The organism is Pseudomonas sp. lyk4-R2A-10, from assembly GCF_030209075.1.
Taxonomy (GTDB): domain Bacteria; phylum Pseudomonadota; class Gammaproteobacteria; order Pseudomonadales; family Pseudomonadaceae; genus Aquipseudomonas; species Aquipseudomonas glycinae.
Window position 1 is genome coordinate 1 of the sequence record NZ_JARVSR010000030.1, and the last position, 22,872, is coordinate 22,872.

Below are 22,872 nucleotides of genomic sequence, written 5' to 3' on the forward strand. Positions count from 1 at the left end.
GCGTTGCTGAAGGTGGTGCTGATCGTCTGATCGAACGCCGCGTTGCTGAAGGTGGCGCTGATCGCCTGATCGAACGTCGCGTTGCATAAGTAAGCAGCGCATAAAGATAAGCCCGGCCTGATCAGCCGGGCTTTTCTTTGCGCGCGCTTTTTGCGTTTGCTGGGTAAGCTCTTAGCCCGACGCTGCGAATTTCAGGTTTCCCATGGACATTGAACGACTACTGAAGAAAAAACAGCTCAACGTGCAGGAGCAAAACGCAGTCGTTGCGCATCGTTTGATGCTTTGCGCCAGTGAATGGCGCAAACAGGGTGTACCTGTCGCCCTGGCCCGATACGCAGAGTACCAAGGCATCGACTGGTCGTCGTCCATCGTGCTGGAACTGGAAATCGACTTTCCCGGCATGCCTCGCCTGTTCGGACTTTTGCTGGATCAAAACGAATGTTTCATCGCATTTGAAATCGATACGGACGCCTCCCATGATCACATTGAATCCGTGGATCGCTGGGAGGACGTCTCGTCGATGCAAAATACTTCGACATCTAATCCGGGCACAGGTAAAGGCTTTGCCTCGATCGCGCTGGACGTGAAGCGTCAGCTTGTTTGATCGCTCTTTGCGCAACGCTCACTCTTCGGCGTCTTGAAGTCGTCACTGGTTGAGTATCTACGCCTCATCAAAAGGAGCACTGATTGAACATGGGCCCGAAAACCGAAACGCTGATCAAGGTACTGAATGAGCTAATCAGTGTTCTGGAAAGCGACGGAGAAGCGCACTGGAGCGCGTGGATGCGAAAAGCTCGCGCACGATTGCTGGACTCCGATTATTCCGGAATCACGTGGCTGCTCTCGGCCTATGGCGGGATGGGGTCCTTCAATGATGTCGTGCTCGGACAAACCAGCATCAACGGTGCATTTGCCTGGAAGCGCGGCTATGGCGAACTGAATGCAAAATTTTCCGAACTCCGTGAGCAAGCCTACGAGCTGGCCAATGAAATCAGGCACATGCAGCGATAACGGCATTCATTGCTGGCGTCGATAGTCACCATCAGCTCAATGAAGTTCTCATAAAAAATTCGCGGCGTAACATCGGCTCCATACCCAACAAACAACACCCCTGGAGCACACGATCATGAAACGCCAAATCCTTCTCGGCATCGCTTTCTCGGTTCTTGCAGTCAACGCTTTTGCAGCCAAACCCGCCCACACCATGATCGCCGAAGGCGGTCCGGATCGGTTGATTGAAAGTCGTTTAGCTGAGGGTGGTTCGGATCGTTTGATCGAACGTCGCGTTGCTGAAGGTGGCGCTGATCGCCTGATCGAACGCCGCGTTGCTGAAGGTGGCGCTGATCGCCTGCAAGAACGTCGCGTTGCCGAAGGTGGCGCTGATCGCCTGCAAGAACGCCGCGTCGCCTGAATAAAACGCTCTACCGCTGTACAAACAAAAAGCCCGGCCTGATCAGCCGGGCTTTTTCACGTCCAACCGGTGCTTATTGCACGGTTTTCAGTTTGACCACATCACCGGAGACCTTGGTGGTATAGCCGCTCAGGACCCATGCCCAGAACCAGTTTTCCTGAATCTGAGTATTGATCATGGCGTCGCCGCCCTTGGCCTTGATCGCGGCATCCTGTGCACGGACGAAACGGCTGTTCTGCCGGATCGGGATCACGCCGAACAGCATCAGGCCGGTGGCGCTGGCTTCGCTGTGGCCAATCACGGTGTATTGGCTGCTGTCGTAATGTCTGGTGTTCATCGGGGTGCCGGTGCAACCTGCCAGAACCACACCGAACAGTGCGGCGGCGACTACTTTGCTGAGGTATTTCACTGCGAGACTCCATGGGTAAACGCCCGGGATCCGTCTCTCGGGCGGCGCGCACTTTACCGAACGCAATGGCTCATTGATATCGGTCTCGGCAGGTTTTCATTAAACGCCTTGCTGGCAGCCCGTCCGCGATGTCGCATACCATGGCGCCACTTCAATAAAAACAGACCTCGCTCATGCTTAAAGCCAGCCTGCGTAGCCACCTGACTCTCTGGTTTGCCGGTTTGTCTCTGCTGACGCTATTGAGCGTGGGCTTTTACGTCGGTGATATCGCCACTGAACAAATGAAACGCGCCAGCGGCAATGCGCTGCTGAGTACCGCGCGGTCGGCGGCGACGCTGCTGGGCGAGCAGTTGCGCGAGCGGCAACTGGAGGTCTATCTGCTCAGCCGGGCGCCGCATCTGGAACGCGGCGATCTGGACAATCCGGCAATTCTCAAATCGATGCAGCTGCGCACCGAAGCCCGCTCCGAGTATGCGTGGATGGGGGTGACCGACGCTCAGGGGCGTGTGCATCAGGCAGTCAACGGTTTGCTGGTCGGTCAGGTCGTGCAACAGCGCCCATGGTTTCAGGCCGGTCTGCGCGGGGAATACACCGGCGATCCGCACGAAGCCGTTTTGTTGGCGAAACTGTTGCCGGGTCTGCCCAACGGCGAGCCACTGCGCTTCATCGACTTCGCCGCGCCCATCCGCAACGCCGATGGCCAGGTGATCGGTGTGCTCGGCGCCCATGCGCACTGGAGCTGGGTCACGCACATCGTCGAATCGGCAGCGATGTCGCACAAGGGGGCGGAGCCGGATATCGAAGCGCTGATCATCGATCACGACGGCAAGGTGCTGTACCCGGAAGCGCTGGTTGGTCAACAAATGCCGGCCAAGGATCCGAAGTCCCCGGGCTGGGTCGTCGGCAACGGGTACCTGACCAGTGAGGTGACGGTGCCGACGCCTACGGGCACCGCGCTGTCGTGGTCGATTGCCGTGCGTCAACCACTGGACACTGCGCTGCAACCGGCGCGACTGCTGCTTTATAAACTGCTGTTGCTGGGGGTTTTCGCCGCCGTGACATTCGGACTCGTAGCGTATTACCTGGCGCTGTACCTGAGCCGACCCATCGAGCACCTCGCGCGTTCAGCCCAAAAAGTGCAGAACAACCAGCCTGGTGCGTACTTTCCGCTCCGGCATCCCGTGCGGGAAATTGCCCAGCTCGGCCAGTCCATCGATGCCATGACCCAATCGCTGCTCGCCAAGGAGCGTGAGCTGCAGGAGACCAACGCATCGCTCGAAGCCACCGTCGCCCAACGCACGGCGGCCCTGACCCTGGCCAACGCCGAGCTGCTGAACCTGGCCACCCACGATGGCTTGACCGGTGTCTACAACCGCCGCCGTTTCGACGAAAAACTCACCGAATACAGCCTGCTGTTCCGTCGTACCGGGCGGCCGTTTGCATTGCTTCTGATTGATGCCGATCACTTCAAACGCATCAACGACACTCACGGCCATGCGGCCGGCGACGACGTACTGCAGCAATTGGCGCAGCTGATCCAGATCAGCATCCGGAGCACGGATTTCGTCGCCCGTTACGGAGGCGAAGAATTTGCGGTGCTGCTGCCGGAAATCGCCAAACCCGATACGCCCGATATCGTCGCCGAAAAGATTCGATCAGCGATTGCCGAGGCGGATTTTCCAGCAGTCGGCCCGGTGACGGTCAGCATTGGTGTCAGCCTCGCCGACCCGGCCGACAACACCCCCACAGCACTGGTCAAACGTGCCGACCAGCAGTTGTATAAGGCGAAAGCGGCAGGCCGCAATCAAGTGGCCTGTCAGGCTTCTCTCGTCGAGGTGAGCGAAAATGGCTGATGCAAACTCGACGCCGCCATGATTCATTTTGGCGAAAGCCCGACCCCCTCTGCGACTCAGGGGGCGTCGATCAAAGATGTGACTGCACGATTGAGACTGGCGCTGAAGTAAACCGCTTTATTGCTGCATGTCTTTGATCAGATCGGCCATCAACAGATCAGACACGTGGGTAAACGCCTTGCGCAGAACTTCGGGATCTCTTGCATATTGCTCCGGCAGGTAAGCAAGGTTGTTGGCGTCATTGAATACGGAGATCGTTTCAAAGTTGCGCCACACCGCCGAGCCCTTGCGCTTGATCTGAGCGGTTGCGCCAATAACCGGATACAACTCGGTGCTGAAGTTTTTCAGGCTCAACCCCCATTGCGAGACGATGATCTCGATCTCGGCATCAGCCTGCTCGCCTTCTCCGACTATTGTGAACAGCCGCTCCTGCTGAACCCGGTCAACGAAACTCTGGCGGACCAGTTTGGCCAGGTCGATATCATTGGCCTTCATGTTGTTGAGGATTGCCCGGGAGATATCCCCCGTCAGCACATCACCATTTTTTGTCCCCTCCACAGACCCCGCGCCTGCCAATGCATTGACTTGTGTCGTCGATGCACCGGCCGCCATCCCGGTGGCTGCGCCGGCACCGGCACCGAGTCCCGCGCTCCAGGCTTGGGTCATGCTGGTGTATTTGAAGTTTTCGACGGCGACATACACGGGGAGCACTTTCAGGGTCTTGATTTGCTGACGATCTTCGACACTGAAATTTTTGGTGACGCATCCGCAGAGCAGCAAGAGTGAGCCAACAACAATGAGCAATTTTTTCATGGCGGGGAAAGTTCGAGGGAATGGATGTCAGACTTATCGCCCGCACTCGCCAATCCTTGAACATGGCATGACTCACTGCCACGGAAAAATTGGGGCGCGTGCCAGACTAACGCCCCGCCCCCTCAAATGCGCAGCTCCCGCACAGGCGCTTCATTGCTGAGAAAAGGTCTGCAGATACGCCAACAAATTATCAATCTTCTCCTCGTCACTCAGTCCCCAGAAAATCATCCGCGTCCCCGGCACCACGCCCTTCGGATCTTTCAGATACTTCGTCAGCGTTTCACGATCCCAGGTCAGGCCGGAGTTTTTCATCGCATCGGAGTACACGTAATTCGCCGACGTACCCGCCGGGCGACCGATGATGCCGTTGAGTTCCGGACCGAATCCCGGGCGGGCAGATTCACCGACTTGATGACAACCGCCGCACAGGCGCGGGAAGATTTTTGCGCCGGCCTCGGCGTCGCCTGCAGCCAGAGCGGGTGTGCTGAGCAGGCCAGCGTTGAGGATCAGGGCGAAAGTCAGTGCAGCGTTTTTCATCAGGGATTTCCAGGTCTTCGGCGGCGCCAAGGGTAATCCCGCGCGGTCACTTGCGCTACAGGTAGGCGCCCACGACCTGACGGACTTTGAGCAAGGCTTGACGCAGGACAAGCATGTCCACCGAGCCCAGCGCCAGGCGAATCGCGTGGGGCACATGAGTAGACACGGTGAAAGGTTCGGCGGTGGTGACGGAAACCTGTTCGTGCATCAACTCGACCACGATATGGTCGGCCCGAACGTCTTCGGGCAGTGGCAACCAAAGGAAATACGAAGAAGGATGGCCCACAGTCGGCAGGCCTTCGAGAACCTGCGCGGCCAGAACTTGCCGGGCCTGGGCGTCGCTGCGCTTTTGCGCTTCGAGCAAGGTGACGGTGCCGTCGTCGAGCCAGCCGCAGGCGATGGCGGTCATCACGCCGGGGGTGTTCCAGGTAGTGGCGCGGATGATCCGCTCCAGCGCCGCCACCCGCTCGACCGGCGCGGCGATGAAACCGACACGCAGGCCGGTGGCGATGTTTTTCGACAGGCCCGACACGTAGACCGTGCGCTCCGGTGCCAGAACCGCCAACGGGGGTGGCGGGTTATCGACCAGAAAGGCGTAGGCCGCGTCCTCGATGATTGTCAGATCATGCCGGTGGGCAATCGCGATCAAATCCTCACGTTGCTCCGAAGCCATCACCCAGCCCAGCGGATTGTGCAGGGTCGGCATGCTGTAAACCGCACGCACCGGTCGTTGGCGGCAGAGTTTGTCGAGGGCCGCCAGATCGGGGCCCTGCTCATTGACGGGGATCGCCACTACTTCCAGGTGCAGCGCTTCGGCCAACACTTTGAATCCCGAATAGGTCAAGGCGTCGGCGGCAATCACATCGCCGGGTTTGAGTAGCGCCATCAACGTGACTGCCAGCCCTTGCTGCGCGCCGTTGACGATCAACACCTGCTCGGCCTCGACACTCAAACCGCGTGTTTGCAGATGCCGCGCCACCGAGACCCTTTCATGCTGGCGACCGGCGTGGGGCTGATAGCGCAGCAGCGCTTCGAGGTCGCCGGACAGCGCCAGCTGCCGCAACGCGGTGCGCAGCAACTCGGCCTGCCCCGGCAATGATGGGTAGTTGAAGTTGAGGTCGATCATGCCCACCGCGACGTCTTTCTGGTCGATGCCCTGCCCTGGCAACAACGACGTTTCCCGCACAAACGTGCCGCGCCCGGCTTCGCCGCTGACCAGGCCCATGGCCTCGAGCTCGGCGTACACCCGCGACGCGGTGACCAGCGCCAGCCCTTCGCTGGCCGCCAATTGCCGGTGAGTCGGTAAGCGAGTGCCAGGCAGCAGTCGGCCGGCGCGGATGTCAGCCGCAAAGGTGTCGACAAGGGTCTTGTAGCGGGAGCGCGGCATGTCGGGCTGTATCCATGACAATTTTTTGATTGTCTTGATTCTCAGCCCTAGGATCGATTCGACGCAACCCACCTCCGAGCGCCACATCCATGGAACGAACCTCCCACCTCGGCACACCGGCCCTGGAAAAAACCAGCGGCTGGATCAATGGCTTCATCGGCGTCGTGATCTTCAGCGGCTCGTTGCCCGCCACGCGGCTGGCGGTGCTGGAGTTCGATCCGGTGTTCCTCACCGTCATCCGTGCGACCATCGCCGGCGCCCTGGCGTTGTGCCTGTTGTGGCTGTTTCGCGAACGACGGCCGGCGCGGGATCAGTGGTTGTCATTGCTGATCGTCGCGCTGGGCGTGGTCGTGGGTTTCCCGTTGTTGACGGCTTTGGCGCTGCAATACGTGACGTCGGCGCATTCGATTGTGTTCGTAGGATTGCTGCCACTGGCGACGGCGATTTTCGGCGTGCTGCGCGGCGGTGAGCGGCCGCGCCCGGTGTTCTGGATTTTTTCGGTGCTGGGCAGTTCGCTGGTGGTCGGCTTCGCGATTTCGCAAGGCCTGACCGCTTCGCCCACCGGGGATCTGCTGATGCTGGCGGCAATTCTCGCCTGCGGCCTCGGTTACGCCGAAGGCGCCAAACTGTCGCGCACTCTCGGCGGCTGGCAGGTGATTTGCTGGGCGCTGGTGCTGTCGTTGCCGGTGATGGCCGTGCTGAGTGTCTGGCTGGCGCCCGCCTCGTTCAGCGGTATCAGCGTGTCGGCGTGGGTTTGCCTCGCGTACGTTTCGCTGTTCAGCATGCTGATCGGTTTTGTGTTCTGGTATCGCGGGCTGGCTCAGGGCGGGATTGCGGCGGTCGGACAGTTGCAGTTGTTGCAGCCATTCTTCGGTCTGGCACTGGCCGCGACGTTGCTGCATGAACATGTCAGCGTCGGCATGTTGGTGGTCACGCTGGGGGTGATCCTGTGCGTGGCCGGGGCGAAGAAATTCGCCAGATAGTCTTCAGCTCGCACCGGCCTTCCATTCACGCGGGCTGAGCCCGGTCTTGCGCCGAAACGCCCGGGCCAGCGCCGAGGGACTTTCATAGCCGACCTCTTCGGCGATCAGGGCGATCGGCCGTCCCTCGCGCAGGCGTTTCTGCGCGAGGCTGATCCGCCAGTTCACCAGATAATCCACCGGCGTCTGCCCCACTACCCGCCGGAAATGTTCGGCAAAACCGGCGCGGGACAGATTGGCCGCGCTTGCCAGTTCGGCGACACTCCAGGCCTTGGCCGGCTGCTCGTGCATCAGGTTCAAGGCTCGGGAAATCTTCGGATCGGCCAGCCCCGCCATCATGCCTGGCTGCTGGTTTCGACTGCTGATGAGGTGGCGCAGCAGCAGAATCACCAGCAACTCGAATAACCGGTCCATCACCGCTTCACGGCCGCAATGACCGTCGAAGGCTTCCTTGAACAGCCACTCCAGGGGGTTGGCCATTTCGGGAAGGTCGGCGAGTTTCAGCACCAGGTAATCCGGCAGTGCCGCCGCCAGGGCATTGCCCGAGCCGCCGTCAAACGTCAGCGAAGCGCACACCAGTTGCGTGCCCATGGCTTCGTTGGCAAACAAGCGATGGGCCATGGGGCGAGGGAAAAAGATCAGGGTCGGTTCATTGAGCGAGAGTTCAGGATCGTTTCCCGGTTTGAGCAACAACTCCCCCGCCTGCAACAGGTGCACATGCCCGCACACCTGATCGCCGCCGTAGGCGCTCACCCCGCAGAACGTGCCGCTGTGAAACGTACCGGCATTGACGCCGAAATGACTGAGCAAGGTGGACAGGCGATCCATTGAAGGACTCCTCCGGCGGCAGGTTTGGACGATCTGTCGCATATCCTCGACGATTTGCACCCAAAGCACCAGCCGCGCTCCGTAGCATTCACTCCATCCCCGGCGCACTTCGCACCGGACTTTCGGAGAATCACCATGAGCCGCATCGCCCCTCTCAGCCTCGAAACCGCCACCGACGCCACTCGCCCGACACTTGAAGGCGTGCAGAAAAAAATCGGCTTCCTGCCCAACCTGTTCAAGACCCTGGCCACTGCGCCTGTCGCGCTGGATGCCTACGTGCAAATCTCCGCCACGCTGGGCAAGACGTCCTTGAGCGCCAAGGAAAAAGAGGCGGTGTACCTGGCCACCTCGCAAGTCAACGGTTGCGACTATTGCCTGGCGGCGCACACCCTGTTTGCCAGCAAGGCCGGGCTGGCAGCAGAAGAAATCGTCGAAGCGCGTCACGGTCGACTGAATGCTTTTGCCACCCTTGCCCATCAACTGACCGAAACCCGCGGTCATCTGAGCGATGAACAGATTGCCGCCGCCCGCGCCGCCGGCATCGACGACAAGAAAATCATCGAAGTGATCGCCATCGTCGCCGCGCAAACCCTCACCAACTACCTGAACAACGCGGCACTGACCGACATCGATTTCCCTGCCATCGATGCCTGATCAGCCACCGGGGTCGACCTCAGTCGTGGTCGACCCCGGCGCGTTTCAACAACTTCTTGCAGCGCTCGGACAGGTGAAACACCTGCAACTGCTTGCCGGCCTTGGCGTAGCGTTCGCGCAGGGTTTTCAGCGCGGCGATGGCCGAATAATCGACGAAGCTCAGGTGCCGGCAATCCAGCGTCACCCGCTGCGGATCGCTGGCCGGGTCGAACTGATTGAGAAACGGCGTGGTCGAGGCAAAAAACAGAGTGCCGTGCAGGCGATACAGTTTGCTGCCGTCGGCTTCCAGGTGTTCATCGGCGTACAGCTCACGCGCTTGCTGCCAGGCAAAATTCAGCGCCGCGATAATAATCCCGCACAACACTGCCGTGGCCAGGTCGGTAAACACCGTGATGGTCGTTACCGCGATGATCACCAGCACATCGTTGAGCGGCACTTTGTTCAGCACCCGCAGTGAAGCCCAGGCGAACGTCTGCTGCGACACCACGAACATCACCCCCACCAGCGCCGCCAGCGGAATCCGCTCGATCAGCGGCGACAGAAACAGAATGAACAGCAGAATCAACACACCCGCCACGACGCCGGACAAGCGCCCGCGCCCGCCGGAACTCAGGTTGATCACGGTCTGGCCGATCATCGCGCAACCGCCCATGCCGCCGAATGCACCGGAGACCACGTTTGCCGCGCCCAGCGCCACGCATTCGCGGTCCGGATAACCACGGGTTTCGGTGATTTCGTCGGTGAGGTTGAGGGTCAGCAGGGTTTCCAGCAGGCCGACCAGCGCCATCAGAATCGCGTAGGGGGCGACGATGCGCAGGGTGTCGAGATTCCAAGGGATGTCCGGTAGCGCAAACTTCGGCAGACCGCCGGCGATGTGCGCCATGTCGCCGAGGGTGCGAGTTGGCAGGCCGAGCAGGTAAACCAGCAAACCGACGCCGAGGATCGCCACCAAAGCCGGCGGCACCGAACGGGTCAGGCGCGGCAGGATGTAGACGATGGCCATGGTCAGCAGCACCAGCCCGGTCATCAGATACAACGGTGTGCCGCTGAGCCATTGTTCACCGCTCTTGAAATGCTCCAGTTGCGCCAGCGCAATGATGATCGCCAGGCCGTTGACGAACCCGAGCATCACCGGGTGCGGCACCATGCGCACCAGTTTGCCCAGCCGCAACAGCCCGAACGCCATCATGATCAAGCCGCCGAGCAACACCGTCGCCAACAGGTACTGCACGCCGTGCTGCACCACCAGCGCGACGATTACCACCGCCATCGATCCGGCCGCCCCGGAGACCATGCCCGGCCGGCCACCGAACAGCGCAGTCAACGTGCAAATAATGAAAGCGCCGTACAGGCCCATCAGCGGATTGAGGTGGGCCACCAGCGCAAACGCAATGCATTCGGGCAATAGGGCAAACGAGGTGGTGAGTCCGGCCAGGACATCGGCGCGCAGACGAATCGGTTTCATGGCTTACCTGACAGAGCGGCCGACGGTCGCGGCCACTGATTTTCACGGAAAAAGGAGGGTTGCGGATGTTACGCAAATGCCCCGCAGCGGGCCAGTCATCGCTGACAACCTCCAGCGCGCACTCTATGCTGGCGCGCTGTTTAAGCCAGTGGAGCCCCGAATGCCGACCGAATTGACCAGCCGCGAAGTGTGCCAGCGATTGCGCGATGCCGCGCTGGGCGTGTGTGCCTTGCGGGTGATGGACGTGCAAACGGATGGGGTTGCGGTCGACATCGAAGGCTGGCGCTTGCAACTGGACTTCGACGGCCAGCGCCTGCATCACTGCGCTGATTGTCTTTGCCCGGACGGTCGCGAGTGGACGCTCGACACCCGGCAGCGCTTCGGCACCGACCCGATTAGTCTGTTGAGTACCTGGGAGCTGGCGCAGATCGAGGGCTTGTTGCAGCAACGTGAATGAGGGACGGCAAACAGAGTTGCCCAATGATGGCACTCTGCCCATAATTCGCCCCCCTCTTCTACGCGCAAGGAACTGCCGTGAAAAAATCGCTGTTGTTGATCCCGCTGTTTGCTCTGCTCCTGCAAGGCTGTGGCATGACCATGGCCCGTTACGAGCCAAGCTTCGACAATGTTCAGAAGCTCAAGCAAACCCCGCCGCTGCACGCGATCAGCAATCCACAAGTCACCGCTGAATCGGGCGAAGGCTCGTTGATGGTCCGCGCCAACCCGATCAAGTCACCGACAGGCAGCATCCCGGCGCACATCCAGGACGCGATCACCGAAGAACTGCGCAAGGCCGGTCTGCTCGATCCGCAGGCGACGCGTCATCTGCAGGTGCTGGTCGTGAAAAACCAGTTGAACGCTGGCATGGGCACCGGTGATGGCACCATCGCTGCGCGTTTCACCCTGCGCAATGGCAGCGATGTGGTGTACGACGCTACCAAAGATGTCAGCCATCAGTGGAACAGCAGCTTTTTCGGCTTTATCGCGATCCCCAACGCGACCAACGCCTACAACCCGATGCTGCAGGACTTGCTGAAAAATCTGTACAGCGATCCACAGTTCATTCAGGCCCTGAAGTAAGGGCCAAAAAAAGAGCCGCGATTGCGGCTCTTTTTTTGCGGCTGGAGTGCGTCAAATGCCCGAATATTTCGGACGGTTGTTGTCGGCCCACTCCTTGAGCAACGCATTGACCTGCCGAGTGAATGTATCGGTCACCGCTGCTTTCGGCGTATTGAACGCCAGCGGGAGGAACCAGATGCCCATCCAGGTGCCGACCGCGTCATGGTTGCTCGCAGTGGACAGCGGCTGATCTTGCTGATCGAGGGTTTCCAGGCTCATGGTGTACTGGTCGGTGGCATAGGCCGGAATGATCGTCATGCTCAGACCACTGATGAAGGCCAGCACCAGCTGACCGCCATTCGGTGGATGGTTGTACATTTTCAGGCGCAGGCTGTAGTCACCTGGCTGCTTCTCGAATTTGTCGAAGGTGACACGACCGAACAAACCGGAATCGTTGAGGACGGTTTGCAGTTGCGGTTTTAGCATGTCCCGAGCTTGTGGCATTTCCACGGCGGAAGCGCTTTTCGGCTCGCCCTGATAGAAATCGAAATCGACATAGACGTTTGGCTTGTTGGCATAGCTGGCCATCGATGGCAGCGTGACCGGGGCCACTTCGTCCTTGGTGAAGCTGGCACAGCCGCCCAGCGTGAGCACCAGACCCAGCGCAAGGATTTTCCCGAATTGCATTATGTCGTCCCTAAAGTGATATCAAAGAGCCTCCATTGCGGAGCGCCGGGGCGGATTCTAGTGATCGTCTACGTTCGGGAAAAGACCTGATTCGGGAAAACCGTGAAAAAGTTCGCGCCGATTCAGCTTTGGCGCAAATCGAGGGTGTACGTGTAATAGCCCGTATCGCGCACCCAGCCGAGTGATTCGTACAATCCCTGAGCGGTGAAATTGTCGGTGGCGGTTTCCAGCACCAGGCCCTTGGCGCCGGTTTCGACGGCGAAGTCGCGGGCGGTGTTCATCAATCGTCGCCCCACTCCACGGCCCCGAGCGGCTGGCGTGGTGAACAGGTCGCTGAGCAGCCAGGTGCGGTGGGCGTCAATCGACGAGAACGTCGGGTACAACTGCACGAATCCCAACGCCTCACCGCTTTCGTCCTCAACCAGAAAAATCGCCGATTCATTGCCGGCCATGCGTTCGGCGATAAAGGCCCGGGATTGCTCGAGATTCGAAGACTGGCCGTAAAAACCGCGATAGGCGTCGAACAGCTTCGCCACTGCGTCGAGGTGAATCGTCGTGGCGCGCAGGGCCCGGAGAGTCATTGGCCTTTTCCTGACGTTATTGAAATTGAAACCAGCATAGCGCTGACAAACGAGTTTGCTGGCCTAATCGCTATATAGTTTTGTATATTGCGAAGCCGAAATGGCCAGACCTCCATGCCGTCCATGAGCAGCATCCGCGAACGCAACCAGCAACTGATCCTGGCCGCCGCCAGTGAAGAATTCGCCGCCAACGGCTTCGACGCGACCCAGACCCGCGACATCGCCGCCCGCGCCGGTGTGCCCAAGGCCAACCTGTATTACTACTTCCAGAGCAAGGAAAACCTCTACGGCAAAGTGCTGCTCGGCTTCGTCGAACCGTTGCTGGAAGCTTCGGCGGTGCTGCGCGAAAGCGACGATCCGCTGATTGGCCTGCGCGCCTACGTCGCCGCCCGCATCCGCATCGCCCGCGAGCATCCGGCGATCGCCAAGGTTTTCAGTGGTGAGTTGCTGCTCGGCGGCCGTCAGTTGCCCGACGAATGCCGCGACCTGCTGCACGGTGAGGCCCGGCGCAATGTCGAGTGTCTGCGCAGCTGGATCGACCGCGGGCTGCTGGCGCCGGTCGATCCAGAGCATTTGATGCTGTTTATCTGGTCGGCGACGCGCACCTACACCAACATTGGCTGGCAGATGGGGCGCATCACCGGGCGGGAGGTGCCGCAGGATGAGGATTATGCGGTGGCAGCGGAGACGATTACGCGGCTGGTGCTGAGCGGTGCGGTGTCCGAGCCGGTGAGTGATGTTCGCAGGTTGATGTTTGCGACCTGAACGTGAGAGTCAGGGCATCAGGTCCAGAGGCAGTGTCGCCTCTCCCGCCAAGCGTTCACGCCACGCCAGCAGCACATCAGGCACCCGCTTTTTCCATTTGGGAACGTTGGTGTAATACCGCGCCCTGACTTTGCGTTGCTCATCGAAAACCAATAGCACCAGCCAAACTCGGCCTCCCGGCGCGCTCATCAGAATCGCCGCGTTGCTGGAAGCCAGACCTCGCAGCCAGAACTCATTGACCTCACTCCCCGGCACATCACGAGAGGTCTCGCCGGTTGCCATTGAGCCGCTATTTTGCAGCAGCGTCTGATAGTCACTTTTGAGCAACGTGCGTAATGCCTGATCTTCTTGCTGCGTACGCACGACGCCAAGGCTCAGCAAGTCGTATTCAATCGCGATCGGTTGGTCAGATGCCACATACCTTCCATCGTAGTAAACGCCCATCCCGCCACCACAAGCCCCCTCACCGCCATCGGAATCAACATCCAGCAAACCGTTGAGCGCGCTGAATTTCAGGGTGCAGTTGCCTTCAGCGAAATGCGCTACGGCACCGTCAATTGTGGCCACACCGTCCATGTCACCAGAGTTGCCACCATTTGACGCAGAAACATCAAAGGCAATATGCGTGGCGTCCAAACGCTTGGTTGTGACTTCTGCCACCGATGAAACGCCCCACGGAATCATCTGCCAGGTGGCATCCCAGCTGAAAGGCTTGGCCACGTATTCAAGCGCTTTCAGACGCATCAAATACTCACGGCGCAGGCAGGAGCTATTGGCAGCGCATTGATTGCGTTGTTTCAACCATGAACGCTGATCAGCCTTGAGCGCTTGCGGGTCAGCCACCTGCGCCAACGTTGTCTGCCAGAGCGCCCCGAGTTTCTCATCGAGACTCGAGGTATACGGATCCGCACAAACGGCTTTTTCAACGGGGCTGGAAGCGCCAGCACAGTCAAAACTGGCAGCGTGGGAGGCGGTAGCAAATACGAGACACGTCAGCTGCAAGGCGTGACGGAGATTGAAAGCGAGCATCGACAGATTCCATTCCTGAGGCGGCGGCAGTATGCCGGGCCCGGGCTATCGATGCTCTGGTTTTTTCACTGGTTGCTCGCGAGCAACCGGGCTCTTGTGCAAGCAAGCATCAGAATGTGATCCCGGCCGCCGGCTTCACATCGATCCGCGCCACGGAACCGGTCAGGTGCGCCCAGTCCTTGTTGTGTTCGGCGATGATGTCTTCGGCGCTCATGTTGCCGTTGTCGACGGTGGAATGCGCGTCGGCCGCCAGTTCCACGTCGTAGCCCAGTTGGTGGGCCTGACGCACGGTGGCGTTGACGCAGTAATCGGTTTGCAGGCCGCAGATCACCAGGCGGTCGAAGTCTTCCCGGGGAATCAGTTTCTGCAGGTTGGTCTGGTAGAACGAGTCGTTGGCGGTCTTGTCGACGCGCAGATCGCCGGGCGCGGTGGCCAGGCCGTCAGCCAGTTGCCAGCCCTCGGCACCGTGGGCGAACGGACTGTCCTTTTCGTTGTGCTGGATCAGCACCACCGGCACACCCGATTGGCGCGCGCGGGCGCTGAGGCCGTTGATGGTATCGATCACCCGTTTGATGTCGTGGCACTCGTATTCGCCTGTGCACAAGGCGCGCTGGACATCGATGATCAGCAATGCGGTGGTCATGGTGAGCCTTCCTTGATCGGTCCTTGAGACAGGGGCGGACGTGTGCCCGCCCCCTTTTTACTCTGCTCAGTAACCCAATGACAACCCGGTGTTGCGCCGTGGATCGTTGGCGCCGTAGAAGCGGTTCTTGCCGACCGGTTTGCCACCCAACGACGGTGCACCAACCAGAATCGCGGCGATGTGGTTGGCGTCCTGCGGGCCCGCGAACTTGTGGCCCCAGCTCTCGAGAATCTTCTTGGTGTCGGGGCTGGCGGCGAAGTCTTCGAGGTTGGTTTCCTCCGGCATCCACTGCTGGTGGAAACGTGGAGCGTCGACCGCTTCCTGCAGGCCCATGCCGTAGTCGATGACGTTGAGCATGGTCAGCAACGTCGCGGTAATGATGCGACTGCCGCCCGGCGTACCGACCACCATCACCACTTTGCCGTCCTTGGTGACGATAGTCGGGCTCATCGAGGACAGCGGCGCCTTGCCCGGAGCAATGGCGTTGGCCTCACCCTGCACCAGACCGTACATGTTCGGCACGCCGACCTTGGAGGTGAAGTCGTCCATTTCATCGTTGAGGATCACCCCGGTCTTGCTCGCCATCACACCGGCGCCGAACCAGTCGTTGAGGGTGTAGGTGACCGAGACCGCGTTGCCCCATTTGTCGACGATCGAGTAGTGCGTGGTATTGCTGCCTTCATGAGGCGCGACGCCGGGCTTGAGTTCCGCCGAAACGCCGGCCTTCTGCGGCTGGATCGCGTCACGCAGCTTGGTCGCGTAGTTCTTGTCCAGCAGGTGTTCGATCGGGTTTTTCACGAAATCCGGGTCGCCCAGATAACTGTTGCGATCCACGTATGCGTGACGCATCGCCTCGATCTGGTAGTGCATGCCCTGGGCAGAATGGAAGCCCAGATCCTTCATCGGATAGCCTTCGAGAATGTTCATGATCTGGCAGATCACGACGCCGCCGGAGCTTGGCGGCGGTGCCGATACCACGTGATAACCGCGATAGTCGCACTCCACCGGGGCCAGTTCGCGGGTCTTGTACTTGTCGAGGTCGGCCTGGGTGATGATGCCCTTGTTGGCCTGACTGGAGGTGACGATGGCGTCGGCCACCCAGCCTTTGTAGAAGCCGTCGGCGCCTTTTTCGGAAATGGTGCGCAGGGTTTTGCCCAGATCCTTCTGCACCAGTTTCTGCCCGACCTGCATCGGCTCGCCGTTGCTCAAAAAGATCGCGCCGGAATCCTTGATGTCCTTCTTGAATACGTCGGTCGCGTACTCCAGAAGCTCGACGTCGCCCTGTTCCAGCTCGAAACCTTCTTCCGCCAGTTTGATCGCTGGGGCGATCATGTCCTTGCGCGGCTTGGTGCCGTACTTGCTCAGCGCCAGCTCCATGCCGGACACGGTGCCCGGAACGCCGACCGCGAGGTGACCACGGGTACTCAGATCCGGAATGACGTTGCCGTCCTTGTCGAGATACATGTTGGCCGTCGCGGCCAGCGGGGCTTTTTCGCGGAAATCGAGGAAGGTCTTGCGTCCGTCCGCCAGTTGAATGGTCATGAAACCACCGCCACCGAGGTTGCCCGCCGCCGGGTAAACCACCGCCAGTGCATAACCCACGGCGACCGCCGCATCCACCGCGTTGCCGCCACTTTTCAACACGTCGACACCCACGTGGGTGGCCAGGTGCTGGGCGGTGACCACCATGCCGTTTTCGGCAGCAACCGGGGCAACCGAGGCGGCGTGCGCCATGAGGCAGCTGAGCGCCAACGAGGTCGCAATCAGCGATTTGGCAAAAGGTTCGTACTTCATGAGTCGGTCTCTTCTTTTTATAAGGTAGGAAAGCGCTTAGAGCATCAGCCAGTATGGTCGTGATTGCGGTTTGCGCCTCCCCGATCCGGCAGTATGCTGGGCGCAGTTTTCGCGCCCCTCCCGGAGTTTTTCCCATGGCCTACACGTTCATCACCCTGCCCTCGCCCGTCGGCGAGTTGAAGCTGGTCGCGAACGGCTCACGTCTGGCCGCCATCCTCTGGGAAAACGACAAACCGAACCGAGTGCGCCTCGGGCCAATGAGCGAGGCACCGGACAACCCGGTATTGATGAAAACCGCGCGACAGCTGGAAGAATATTTTGCAGGAACGCGAAACGCGTTCGATCTGGAGCTGGACTTTGCCGGCACCGAGTTCCAGAAAAAAGTCTGGGCCGCGCTACTGACCATTCCGTTTGGCGAAACCCGGACCTACAGCCAGATCGCCGAACAGATCGGCCACCCGAGCGCGGTGCGTGCCGTTGGCGCGGCGAACGGGCGCAATCCGATTTCGATCATCGCGCCGTGCCATCGAGTCATCGGCGCCTCAGGAAAACTGACCGGGTTTGCCGGAGGCCTGGAAGCGAAGGAGCGCTTGCTGACTCTGGAGGGTGGCCAGTGGTCGGACATCGGTAAAACCGGCGATCTGTTTTAACCGCCAAACAGGTTATTCATCGCCGCATACTGCAGCAGCATGATGGTCTTGGCATCGCAGATTTCACCCCGCTGGAACGCCGCCAGCGCGTCCTCGAAACGCCACTCCAGCACTTCAAGTTCCTCGGTCTCTTCTTCCAGACCGCCCCCTTCACTGACCTTTGACGAAGCATCGTACTCGGCGATGAAAAAGTGCAGCTTCTCGGTCACCGAGCCGGGACTCATGTAGGCCTCGAACACCTTCTTCACGTCATGCACGCGGTAGCCGGTTTCTTCCTCGGCCTCGTCGCGAATGCGCTGCTCCGGCGCCGCGCCTTCAAGCAGTCCGGCCGCCACTTCAATCAGCAAGCCGTCGTGACCGTTGACGAACACCGGCAGGCGGAACTGCCGGGTCAGCACCACGGTGCGTTGCTCGCGGTTGAACAGCAGAATCGCCGCGCCATTGCCACGGTCGTAAACCTCGCGCGTCTGACGCTGCCAGTCACCGTTGTTGCGGTGGTAGTCGAAGGTGATTTTCTTCAGCAGATACCAGTCGTGGGACAACACTTGGGTATCGACGATGTTGACCCGCTCGGCTGTGTTGGACATGACGCCTGATCCTTTTTTGTCATTGGAAGATGGCCATGGTAGGTGAAATGCTGCGAACCGCCGACGAAAAAAAGCCCGGCAGCGCTACCGGGCTTTTCCTTCATTGACTACTGATGTGCCACGTTCACCGTTGCTGCATCAGCGCCCTGCGCCGCAGACGGCGCCCCGTGAATCAGCGGTCCGTAACGCCGACTGAATTCCCAGTCGTACGGCACGCGATCCTTGCTGGTGCCGTTGTCCCAGTTCACCGACCAGGTCATCAGGCCCTTGATCGGATGCCCTTTGACCGCCAGGCGTTTCATCGCGTTGCCGACCACGGTTTTGTCGATCACGTAACCGGTGGCGGCGGCATCGACGTTGGCCGGCAGGCCGATGACGAACTTGTCCGCCGGGATCTTCGTAAAACCGCGAGTGCCGGTGACCAGGCTCTCGGTCAGGTAATAGAGGAAGTCTTCTTTCATCGTGTCGTTGTTCTGGGCGATCCACGCCCCGTTGCCGTTATTGGCCTCCGGCACCCAGACCCCGTCGCCGCCCTGGTTGTAGAACTGCGGAGCGATGAAGTCGTAATAGCCTTCCAGCGCCTGCAGATAACCGACGTATTTGCCGGAGGTGGTCAGGTACGGGAACTCCGGCGCCATGCTGATGATGAAATGCTTGCCTTGGCCGGCGTAGTGATCCTTGACCAGTTTCAGCGCGGCTGGCAGGACGGTCTTGTTGGCGGCGAAATCAATCGCGCTCTGTTCAAGATCGATGTCCAGGCCATCAAAACCGTAGGTTTCCACCAGACGGATGATTTCATTGGCCAGTGGTTGCTCCTGGCCGGCGCGCAACTCGATGTGCGCATCGGCACCGCCCAGGGAAATCAGCACGGCCCGCCCCTGACTGTTGAGCACGCCGACCTGACGGCGGAACTCGGCATCGGAGACGTTGAACGGCTTGAAGGTCGGAATCCCGCTGCCCTTCATGAAGGCCACCGCGACCACGTTGTACTCCTTCGGCACGTTTTCCAGGGCGATGTTGGCGAACTGGCCGCGCTGGTAACCATCGCTCGGGCCGGCCGGCCAGTTGTGCCAGAAGCCCATGAGGATCTTCTTGCCGGCAAGGCTCGGCATCAGCGACGCCGCGTCGCTGGCCTGGTTTTTCAATAGGGTGAAGTCGATGTTTGACATGTTCTAATCCTTCAGAACCTGTGGGTTTGGCGTTGCGGGCTTATTTGAAGTCCACATCGAAGGCCTGATAGAAGGCGTTGCCGGTGTTGGCGACGATCCACATCAGGACGATGACGTGATGCCCTTGCTTGTTGCCTGGAAGTTTCACAGCGTGATTGACCTTGGCTTTCAATTCCGCCGCATGACTGTAGTACGGGACTTGCGGATAGAAATCCTCGGCGAACGGTTGCGCCTCCAGCTGCGCTCGGGTGATGCGTTGTTTCGGGTCCCAGCCATCCTTGGTGATCAGCCAGCGGTAACCGCGGGTGGTGTGCGGTGCGGTGTACTCCCATTTGACCTCAAGGGTCTGGCCGGGAGTGACATTGAGCAGCGGCCAGGAGAACGGACGCCCGAGTTTCTTGCTCATTTCTTCTGCAGTGAAGTTCACGCAGTCACGTGCATCGTTCTTGCCGCCACTGAGAATATAGCCGTCAGCAGGCGGTACGACGCTCGGGTTGTCGCTTTCGAACGGCGCCGGGAACGGACCGGCCGCGAGTGCCGGGAAGTTCTTGCCACCTTCCATTTCATTGACCTGCCAGCCGCCGAGCAATCCTTGCTCGATGGCCACCGCGCCGCGGCTTGCAGGGGAAATGACGCGACCGTGTCGCAGTTGGGTTTGAGCTTGTGGTTGGTTCATGTTTTTCACTCCGTTGATTTAAGAACTCTCCTGTCCGAGGAGAGGCCTTCAAGCTAACGGAGGGGGATTTTTTGTCCATCGGCGGTTTTGTCGCAGTCTGCCTCGACGAAACTCGAAAAACGCCGAAAATACTGTGTATAAACACAGTGTGTTGCAACGACGCTCACCCGTCGCATGGCAAAAAGACTACACCGCGTCATAACAAAAACCTGCATTTACCGGCTCAGGAAAGCTGAGCCTCGAACTCCTTTTGATACTGCCCGGCGAGCTGTACCTTTTGCTTGTCGTCGAGCAATTTGCCGGCCATCTGGAAGAATTTCTGCTCTTCTTCCTGCAAGTGGTGATGGACCTTCTCCGAAAGCTTTTTCGCCGTGGCCAACCAGGCCGGGCTGGACATCTCGGTCTCGTCGAGTTCTTCCATCATTTCGTCCATTTCATGGTGCTCGGCGATGGCATGCCGACTGAGGTCGATACCGTTGTCGTACTCCATCAGCGGAATATAGAAATGGCGCTCTTCAGCCGTTTCATGGGCTTGCAGCTCAGCCTTCAACTGCTTGTAGGCCTCGACCCTTTCCGGGGTGTCACCGCTGGTCTTGATCAACGACTTCGCATAGGTCCGCTGACGATCGTGGCTTTCACGCAGGGCTTCGAAAATGTTCATGGAATCTCCCAGGCAAACGCGTTCCGGATGGACGCCCTGAAGGGCTAGACCGCGGCGCAGGAGCAACGGTTCCAAGCGATTGCTTCAACCGACGGTGGCGCGATAGGCTGCCGATTCATTACTACAAGGAAGACAACATGACGTTGCGGATCGAGCTGTCACAGGACCCCACCGAAGAACAGCGCGCGGCCATCCTGGCGCCGCTGCGTGCCCATAACATCGCCAAAGCCGGACCTTCGCTGTACGAACCGGTCGCGCTATTGGTACGCGACGACAACGACGCGATCCTCGGTGGCCTCTATGGGCACACGTTCTATCGGTGGCTGTTTATCGAGTTACTGGCGGTGCCGGAAGAAGGCCGGGGACAGGGCATCGGCTCGAAGCTGATGAACATGGTCGAGGAATTCGCCCGGGGAAAAGACTGCGTGGGGATCTGGCTCGATACCTTTGATTTTCAGGCGCCCGGGTTCTACAAAAAACTGGGGTATACCGAGTGTGGCGAGATTGTGGATTATCCGCTGGGGCACAAGCGGCATTTTTTCCAGAAGCGTTTGATTGATTGAATTCAGCGACCCTCGCCCGCAGGCTGGCGAGGGTCGCGCATGCTTCAATGCATTCAACCGCCCGTTACAGACAGGTCGCCAACGCCGCCAAGCGGCGCTTGGCCACAAAATCATCCTTCTGCGCGTAGTAGTTCAACACGGTGCCGGACGCATCCGTGCTCAAGTCGACAAACGACTCAGCCGAGCGCGTGTAAACCGTTGAACCACCCTTCTTGCCCGGTTGCAGATACGCCGCCGCGTCCACGCCGAACACCGCTTCGTCCTGCCAGGCGAACTGAACGCATCGGGCCACGTCTTTTTCGGGCTTCTCCGAGCTCAGGGTCTTGTAAGGGGTTTGCGTGCGGGCGTCTTCCATCGCCGAGCCCGCGCAACCGGCCAGCAGGGTTGTCGCCAGCGCCACCATCAGCATTCGCATTGCATTCGCTCATTCGGAAAAAAGCGGACTGTATCACCGCAGCCGGAAAAATCGTTCTGCTTTACTGCATTTAAAGCGCGACACATGCCGGCCGCTGCGGCACATTAACGGTCATCAGCCTTACAAGGAAAGCCCATGGCGCCTACTGACCAGCGACACGAACAGGCCCTGAAACTGTTTCTCGATGCACGCCCCGAACTGCGCGAAGCCCTCGATCACCTCAACCCGCTCTTGGCCCAGGCCAAGGGCGAAACCCAGGCGCAGTACCGCGAAGAACGCCTGCACGAAGCCTTCGAAGCTGAGGCCGAAAGCCAGGGGCTGTTTGCCTGGGAACTGACGTTGCAACTGACTGCCGCGACGCCCGAGGAATATCAGGCGCAACGCCTGGAAGTTCATCGCGAAGTCGCGGAAATGGCCGGCATGGACTGGCTGGAATATTGCGATCTGTATGGCATAGAACCGTAAACCCTGCTCAAGGACGCTTTATCGATGCTGCCTTCGACTTCGACCCACCGCGCCAGCCCCGGACATCTTCACATACAGAAATGGCGCGGCCGTGTGGGCCTGGCGCTGGTTGCCAGCCTGTCGGTACTGGCCGGCATGACCGACGCCATCGGCTTCATGGCCAGCGGCGATTTCGTTTCCTTCATGAGCGGCAACACCACGCGGCTGGCCGTGGCAATCAGCGATGGCGACAGCGGCCTGACAATAAGGCTGATCCTGCTCGTCGCGACGTTCATTGTCGGTAATGCCCTCGGGGTTGTAGTCAGCCGACTGGGTGGACGGCGGGCGCTGCCCCTGTTGTTGTCCATCGCCGCTCTGCTCTGTTTGGCAGCCTGGCCCTTTGACACGCAACTGCCGGCCCTGTTGGCGGCGATCATTGCGATGGGCATGCTCAACGCGGCGGTAGAAGAAGTAAACGGTCTGCCGGTCGGGCTGACGTACGTCACCGGCGCCTTGTCCCGATTCGGTCGTGGATTGGGCCGCTGGGTGCTCGGCGAACGGCGAAGCGGCTGGCGGGTGCAACTGGTGCCGTGGAGCGGGATGCTGGTCGGCGCCATTCTGGGGGCGGTGCTGGAGCATCATCTGGGACTTCGGGCGATGCTGGTCAGCGGTCTGTTCGCTGGCGTTCTGGGGCTGCTGACCCTGAAAATTCCGCGGCGCTGGCAGTTGGGCTACATGCCGCGCTGACAGACACCTGATCGCATCAGGACGGACACGGGAAACATCGACTTCGCCGCCCCGCCGAGAAAGCT

27 protein-coding genes and 2 pseudogenes are annotated in these 22,872 nt (G+C 59.9%); 13 read left to right on the forward strand and 16 right to left on the reverse strand.

The genetic code is table 11. The annotated features are described in order from the left end of the window. Positions 1 to 202 precede the first annotated feature (202 nt). The 3 genes and pseudogenes from QRN46_RS28780 to QRN46_RS28790 all read left to right on the forward strand — a co-directional run. Entirely contained in the window at positions 203 to 604 is a 402-nt protein-coding gene (locus tag QRN46_RS28780; protein WP_221614407.1) for a hypothetical protein, read from the forward strand. An 89-nt stretch (positions 605 to 693) separates the two neighbouring features. Further along, a complete protein-coding gene (locus tag QRN46_RS28785) occupies positions 694 to 1,011 on the forward strand; it encodes a DUF6966 domain-containing protein (RefSeq protein ID WP_221614406.1) in 318 nt (105 codons plus the stop codon). A 115-nt stretch (positions 1,012 to 1,126) separates the two neighbouring features. After that, positions 1,127 to 1,408, forward strand: a pseudogene (locus QRN46_RS28790) (hypothetical protein); the annotation flags it as partial. Between the two features lie 76 nt (positions 1,409 to 1,484). Here the strand turns inward: QRN46_RS28790 and QRN46_RS28795 are convergent. Further along, positions 1,485 to 1,820, reverse strand: coding sequence for a hypothetical protein (locus tag QRN46_RS28795; RefSeq protein WP_064380631.1), 336 nt, complete (start codon positions 1,818 to 1,820; stop codon positions 1,485 to 1,487). Positions 1,821 to 1,993: 173 nt separating this feature from the next. Between QRN46_RS28795 and QRN46_RS28800 the strand changes: the two genes are divergently transcribed. Further along, positions 1,994 to 3,673: a sensor domain-containing diguanylate cyclase gene (locus QRN46_RS28800; RefSeq protein WP_201820341.1), complete on the forward strand. Its 1,680-nt coding sequence runs from the start codon at positions 1,994 to 1,996 to the stop codon at positions 3,671 to 3,673. Positions 3,674 to 3,790: 117 nt separating this feature from the next. On the opposite strand, the gene QRN46_RS28805 is transcribed toward QRN46_RS28800, so the two are convergent. From QRN46_RS28805 to QRN46_RS28815, 3 genes are all read right to left on the reverse strand, one after another. Further along, positions 3,791 to 4,486: a hypothetical protein gene (locus QRN46_RS28805; RefSeq protein WP_201820344.1), complete on the reverse strand. Its 696-nt coding sequence runs from the start codon at positions 4,484 to 4,486 to the stop codon at positions 3,791 to 3,793. 150 nt (positions 4,487 to 4,636) lie between these two features. Next, a complete protein-coding gene (locus QRN46_RS28810; protein WP_285358830.1) occupies positions 4,637 to 5,023 on the reverse strand; it encodes a c-type cytochrome in 387 nt (128 codons plus the stop codon). Positions 5,024 to 5,078: 55 nt separating this feature from the next. Further along, positions 5,079 to 6,410 carry an aminotransferase-like domain-containing protein gene (locus QRN46_RS28815; RefSeq protein WP_285358832.1) on the reverse strand — a complete coding sequence of 444 codons (1,332 nt, stop codon included), beginning with the start codon at positions 6,408 to 6,410 and terminating at the stop codon, positions 5,079 to 5,081. A gap of 89 nt (positions 6,411 to 6,499) precedes the next feature. Here QRN46_RS28815 and QRN46_RS28820 point away from each other — a divergent pair, with 89 nt between their 5' ends. Further along, positions 6,500 to 7,393: a DMT family transporter gene (locus QRN46_RS28820; protein ID WP_011334916.1), complete on the forward strand. Its 894-nt coding sequence runs from the start codon at positions 6,500 to 6,502 to the stop codon at positions 7,391 to 7,393. Between the two features lie 3 nt (positions 7,394 to 7,396). Here the strand turns inward: QRN46_RS28820 and QRN46_RS28825 are convergent, their stop codons facing one another. Then, on the reverse strand, positions 7,397 to 8,218 hold the full coding sequence (locus QRN46_RS28825) for an AraC family transcriptional regulator (RefSeq protein WP_285358838.1): 822 nt from the start codon (positions 8,216 to 8,218) through the stop codon (positions 7,397 to 7,399). A 135-nt stretch (positions 8,219 to 8,353) separates the two neighbouring features. Between QRN46_RS28825 and QRN46_RS28830 the strand changes: the two genes are divergently transcribed. After that, positions 8,354 to 8,872, forward strand: coding sequence for a carboxymuconolactone decarboxylase family protein (locus tag QRN46_RS28830; protein ID WP_201820351.1), 519 nt, complete (start codon positions 8,354 to 8,356; stop codon positions 8,870 to 8,872). Between the two features lie 19 nt (positions 8,873 to 8,891). Here QRN46_RS28830 and QRN46_RS28835 read toward each other — a convergent pair whose 3' ends face one another. Then, entirely contained in the window at positions 8,892 to 10,337 is a 1,446-nt protein-coding gene (locus QRN46_RS28835; RefSeq protein ID WP_201820354.1) for a SulP family inorganic anion transporter, read from the reverse strand. A 160-nt stretch (positions 10,338 to 10,497) separates the two neighbouring features. Between QRN46_RS28835 and QRN46_RS28840 the strand changes: the two genes are divergently transcribed. Both QRN46_RS28840 and QRN46_RS28845 read left to right on the forward strand, forming a co-directional pair. Next, the gene (locus tag QRN46_RS28840) at positions 10,498 to 10,794 is read left to right on the forward strand and encodes a DUF7693 family protein (protein ID WP_201820357.1); all 297 of its coding nucleotides are present in this window, start codon (positions 10,498 to 10,500) and stop codon (positions 10,792 to 10,794) included. 77 nt (positions 10,795 to 10,871) lie between these two features. Beyond that, positions 10,872 to 11,417, forward strand: coding sequence for a hypothetical protein (locus tag QRN46_RS28845; protein WP_011334921.1), 546 nt, complete (start codon positions 10,872 to 10,874; stop codon positions 11,415 to 11,417). A gap of 51 nt (positions 11,418 to 11,468) precedes the next feature. Here the strand turns inward: QRN46_RS28845 and QRN46_RS28850 are convergent, their stop codons facing one another. Further along, positions 11,469 to 12,083 (reverse strand): hypothetical protein, encoded by a 615-nt coding sequence (locus QRN46_RS28850; protein ID WP_201820360.1) that lies wholly within the window; start codon positions 12,081 to 12,083, stop codon positions 11,469 to 11,471. A 122-nt stretch (positions 12,084 to 12,205) separates the two neighbouring features. Continuing rightward, positions 12,206 to 12,664 carry a GNAT family N-acetyltransferase gene (locus QRN46_RS28855; RefSeq protein ID WP_285358843.1) on the reverse strand — a complete coding sequence of 153 codons (459 nt, stop codon included), beginning with the start codon at positions 12,662 to 12,664 and terminating at the stop codon, positions 12,206 to 12,208. A gap of 123 nt (positions 12,665 to 12,787) precedes the next feature. Here QRN46_RS28855 and QRN46_RS28860 point away from each other — a divergent pair, with 123 nt between their 5' ends. Next, positions 12,788 to 13,429 (forward strand): TetR/AcrR family transcriptional regulator, encoded by a 642-nt coding sequence (locus tag QRN46_RS28860; protein ID WP_041475350.1) that lies wholly within the window; start codon positions 12,788 to 12,790, stop codon positions 13,427 to 13,429. Between the two features lie 9 nt (positions 13,430 to 13,438). On the opposite strand, the gene QRN46_RS28865 is transcribed toward QRN46_RS28860, so the two are convergent. From QRN46_RS28865 to ggt, 3 genes are all read right to left on the reverse strand, one after another. Further along, positions 13,439 to 14,458: a lysozyme inhibitor LprI family protein gene (locus QRN46_RS28865; RefSeq protein WP_201820365.1), complete on the reverse strand. Its 1,020-nt coding sequence runs from the start codon at positions 14,456 to 14,458 to the stop codon at positions 13,439 to 13,441. 109 nt (positions 14,459 to 14,567) lie between these two features. Beyond that, positions 14,568 to 15,101, reverse strand: a complete 534-nt coding sequence (locus QRN46_RS28870; RefSeq protein WP_011334925.1) for a cysteine hydrolase family protein — start codon at positions 15,099 to 15,101, stop codon at positions 14,568 to 14,570. A 66-nt stretch (positions 15,102 to 15,167) separates the two neighbouring features. After that, the gene (gene ggt / locus QRN46_RS28875; RefSeq protein ID WP_011334926.1) at positions 15,168 to 16,895 is read right to left on the reverse strand and encodes a gamma-glutamyltransferase; all 1,728 of its coding nucleotides are present in this window, start codon (positions 16,893 to 16,895) and stop codon (positions 15,168 to 15,170) included. A 134-nt stretch (positions 16,896 to 17,029) separates the two neighbouring features. Between ggt and QRN46_RS28880 the strand changes: the two genes are divergently transcribed. Then, positions 17,030 to 17,545, forward strand: a complete 516-nt coding sequence (locus QRN46_RS28880) for a methylated-DNA--[protein]-cysteine S-methyltransferase (protein WP_011334927.1) — start codon at positions 17,030 to 17,032, stop codon at positions 17,543 to 17,545. Here the strand turns inward: QRN46_RS28880 and QRN46_RS28885 are convergent. The 4 genes and pseudogenes from QRN46_RS28885 to QRN46_RS28900 form a co-directional block, all read right to left on the reverse strand. Then, complete coding sequence (locus tag QRN46_RS28885; protein ID WP_201820371.1) at positions 17,542 to 18,132, reverse strand: NUDIX domain-containing protein; 591 nt, start codon at positions 18,130 to 18,132, stop codon at positions 17,542 to 17,544. The genes QRN46_RS28880 and QRN46_RS28885 overlap by 4 nt on opposite strands. A gap of 143 nt (positions 18,133 to 18,275) precedes the next feature. After that, a pseudogene (locus QRN46_RS28890) lies at positions 18,276 to 19,301 on the reverse strand (chitinase); the annotation flags it as partial. A 40-nt stretch (positions 19,302 to 19,341) separates the two neighbouring features. Continuing rightward, positions 19,342 to 19,977: a lytic polysaccharide monooxygenase auxiliary activity family 9 protein gene (locus QRN46_RS28895; protein ID WP_011334930.1), complete on the reverse strand. Its 636-nt coding sequence runs from the start codon at positions 19,975 to 19,977 to the stop codon at positions 19,342 to 19,344. Between the two features lie 223 nt (positions 19,978 to 20,200). Continuing rightward, positions 20,201 to 20,638 carry a hemerythrin domain-containing protein gene (locus QRN46_RS28900; RefSeq protein ID WP_285358846.1) on the reverse strand — a complete coding sequence of 146 codons (438 nt, stop codon included), beginning with the start codon at positions 20,636 to 20,638 and terminating at the stop codon, positions 20,201 to 20,203. Positions 20,639 to 20,775: 137 nt separating this feature from the next. Here QRN46_RS28900 and QRN46_RS28905 point away from each other — a divergent pair, with 137 nt between their 5' ends. After that, a complete protein-coding gene (locus QRN46_RS28905) occupies positions 20,776 to 21,201 on the forward strand; it encodes a GNAT family N-acetyltransferase (RefSeq protein ID WP_085654285.1) in 426 nt (141 codons plus the stop codon). Positions 21,202 to 21,265: 64 nt separating this feature from the next. Here QRN46_RS28905 and QRN46_RS28910 read toward each other — a convergent pair whose 3' ends face one another. After that, positions 21,266 to 21,616: a hypothetical protein gene (locus QRN46_RS28910; RefSeq protein WP_285358848.1), complete on the reverse strand. Its 351-nt coding sequence runs from the start codon at positions 21,614 to 21,616 to the stop codon at positions 21,266 to 21,268. A gap of 135 nt (positions 21,617 to 21,751) precedes the next feature. On the opposite strand from QRN46_RS28910, the gene QRN46_RS28915 reads away from it, so the two are divergent. After that, positions 21,752 to 22,081, forward strand: coding sequence for a DUF6388 family protein (locus QRN46_RS28915; RefSeq protein WP_007958215.1), 330 nt, complete (start codon positions 21,752 to 21,754; stop codon positions 22,079 to 22,081). Between the two features lie 24 nt (positions 22,082 to 22,105). Beyond that, complete coding sequence (locus QRN46_RS28920) at positions 22,106 to 22,807, forward strand: YoaK family protein (protein ID WP_011334934.1); 702 nt, start codon at positions 22,106 to 22,108, stop codon at positions 22,805 to 22,807. Positions 22,808 to 22,872: the final 65 nt, after the last annotated feature.

Coding starts and splice junctions, on each gene's coding strand:
- QRN46_RS28780 (WP_221614407.1), top strand. CDS start 203: ATGGACATTGAACGACTACTGAAGAAAAAACAGCTCAACGTGCAGGAG.
- QRN46_RS28785 (WP_221614406.1), top strand. CDS start 694: ATGGGCCCGAAAACCGAAACGCTGATCAAGGTACTGAATGAGCTAATC.
- QRN46_RS28800 (WP_201820341.1), top strand. CDS start 1,994: ATGCTTAAAGCCAGCCTGCGTAGCCACCTGACTCTCTGGTTTGCCGGT.
- QRN46_RS28805 (WP_201820344.1), bottom strand. CDS start 4,486: ATGAAAAAATTGCTCATTGTTGTTGGCTCACTCTTGCTGCTCTGCGGA.
- QRN46_RS28810 (WP_285358830.1), bottom strand. CDS start 5,023: ATGAAAAACGCTGCACTGACTTTCGCCCTGATCCTCAACGCTGGCCTG.
- QRN46_RS28815 (WP_285358832.1), bottom strand. CDS start 6,410: ATGCCGCGCTCCCGCTACAAGACCCTTGTCGACACCTTTGCGGCTGAC.
- QRN46_RS28820 (WP_011334916.1), top strand. CDS start 6,500: ATGGAACGAACCTCCCACCTCGGCACACCGGCCCTGGAAAAAACCAGC.
- QRN46_RS28825 (WP_285358838.1), bottom strand. CDS start 8,218: ATGGATCGCCTGTCCACCTTGCTCAGTCATTTCGGCGTCAATGCCGGT.
- QRN46_RS28830 (WP_201820351.1), top strand. CDS start 8,354: ATGAGCCGCATCGCCCCTCTCAGCCTCGAAACCGCCACCGACGCCACT.
- QRN46_RS28835 (WP_201820354.1), bottom strand. CDS start 10,337: ATGAAACCGATTCGTCTGCGCGCCGATGTCCTGGCCGGACTCACCACC.
- QRN46_RS28840 (WP_201820357.1), top strand. CDS start 10,498: ATGCCGACCGAATTGACCAGCCGCGAAGTGTGCCAGCGATTGCGCGAT.
- QRN46_RS28850 (WP_201820360.1), bottom strand. CDS start 12,083: ATGCAATTCGGGAAAATCCTTGCGCTGGGTCTGGTGCTCACGCTGGGC.
- QRN46_RS28855 (WP_285358843.1), bottom strand. CDS start 12,664: ATGACTCTCCGGGCCCTGCGCGCCACGACGATTCACCTCGACGCAGTG.
- QRN46_RS28860 (WP_041475350.1), top strand. CDS start 12,788: ATGAGCAGCATCCGCGAACGCAACCAGCAACTGATCCTGGCCGCCGCC.
- QRN46_RS28865 (WP_201820365.1), bottom strand. CDS start 14,458: ATGCTCGCTTTCAATCTCCGTCACGCCTTGCAGCTGACGTGTCTCGTA.
- QRN46_RS28870 (WP_011334925.1), bottom strand. CDS start 15,101: ATGACCACCGCATTGCTGATCATCGATGTCCAGCGCGCCTTGTGCACA.
- ggt (WP_011334926.1), bottom strand. CDS start 16,895: ATGAAGTACGAACCTTTTGCCAAATCGCTGATTGCGACCTCGTTGGCG.
- QRN46_RS28880 (WP_011334927.1), top strand. CDS start 17,030: ATGGCCTACACGTTCATCACCCTGCCCTCGCCCGTCGGCGAGTTGAAG.
- QRN46_RS28885 (WP_201820371.1), bottom strand. CDS start 18,132: ATGTCCAACACAGCCGAGCGGGTCAACATCGTCGATACCCAAGTGTTG.
- QRN46_RS28895 (WP_011334930.1), bottom strand. CDS start 19,977: ATGAACCAACCACAAGCTCAAACCCAACTGCGACACGGTCGCGTCATT.
- QRN46_RS28900 (WP_285358846.1), bottom strand. CDS start 20,638: ATGAACATTTTCGAAGCCCTGCGTGAAAGCCACGATCGTCAGCGGACC.
- QRN46_RS28905 (WP_085654285.1), top strand. CDS start 20,776: ATGACGTTGCGGATCGAGCTGTCACAGGACCCCACCGAAGAACAGCGC.
- QRN46_RS28910 (WP_285358848.1), bottom strand. CDS start 21,616: ATGCGAATGCTGATGGTGGCGCTGGCGACAACCCTGCTGGCCGGTTGC.
- QRN46_RS28915 (WP_007958215.1), top strand. CDS start 21,752: ATGGCGCCTACTGACCAGCGACACGAACAGGCCCTGAAACTGTTTCTC.
- QRN46_RS28920 (WP_011334934.1), top strand. CDS start 22,106: ATGCTGCCTTCGACTTCGACCCACCGCGCCAGCCCCGGACATCTTCAC.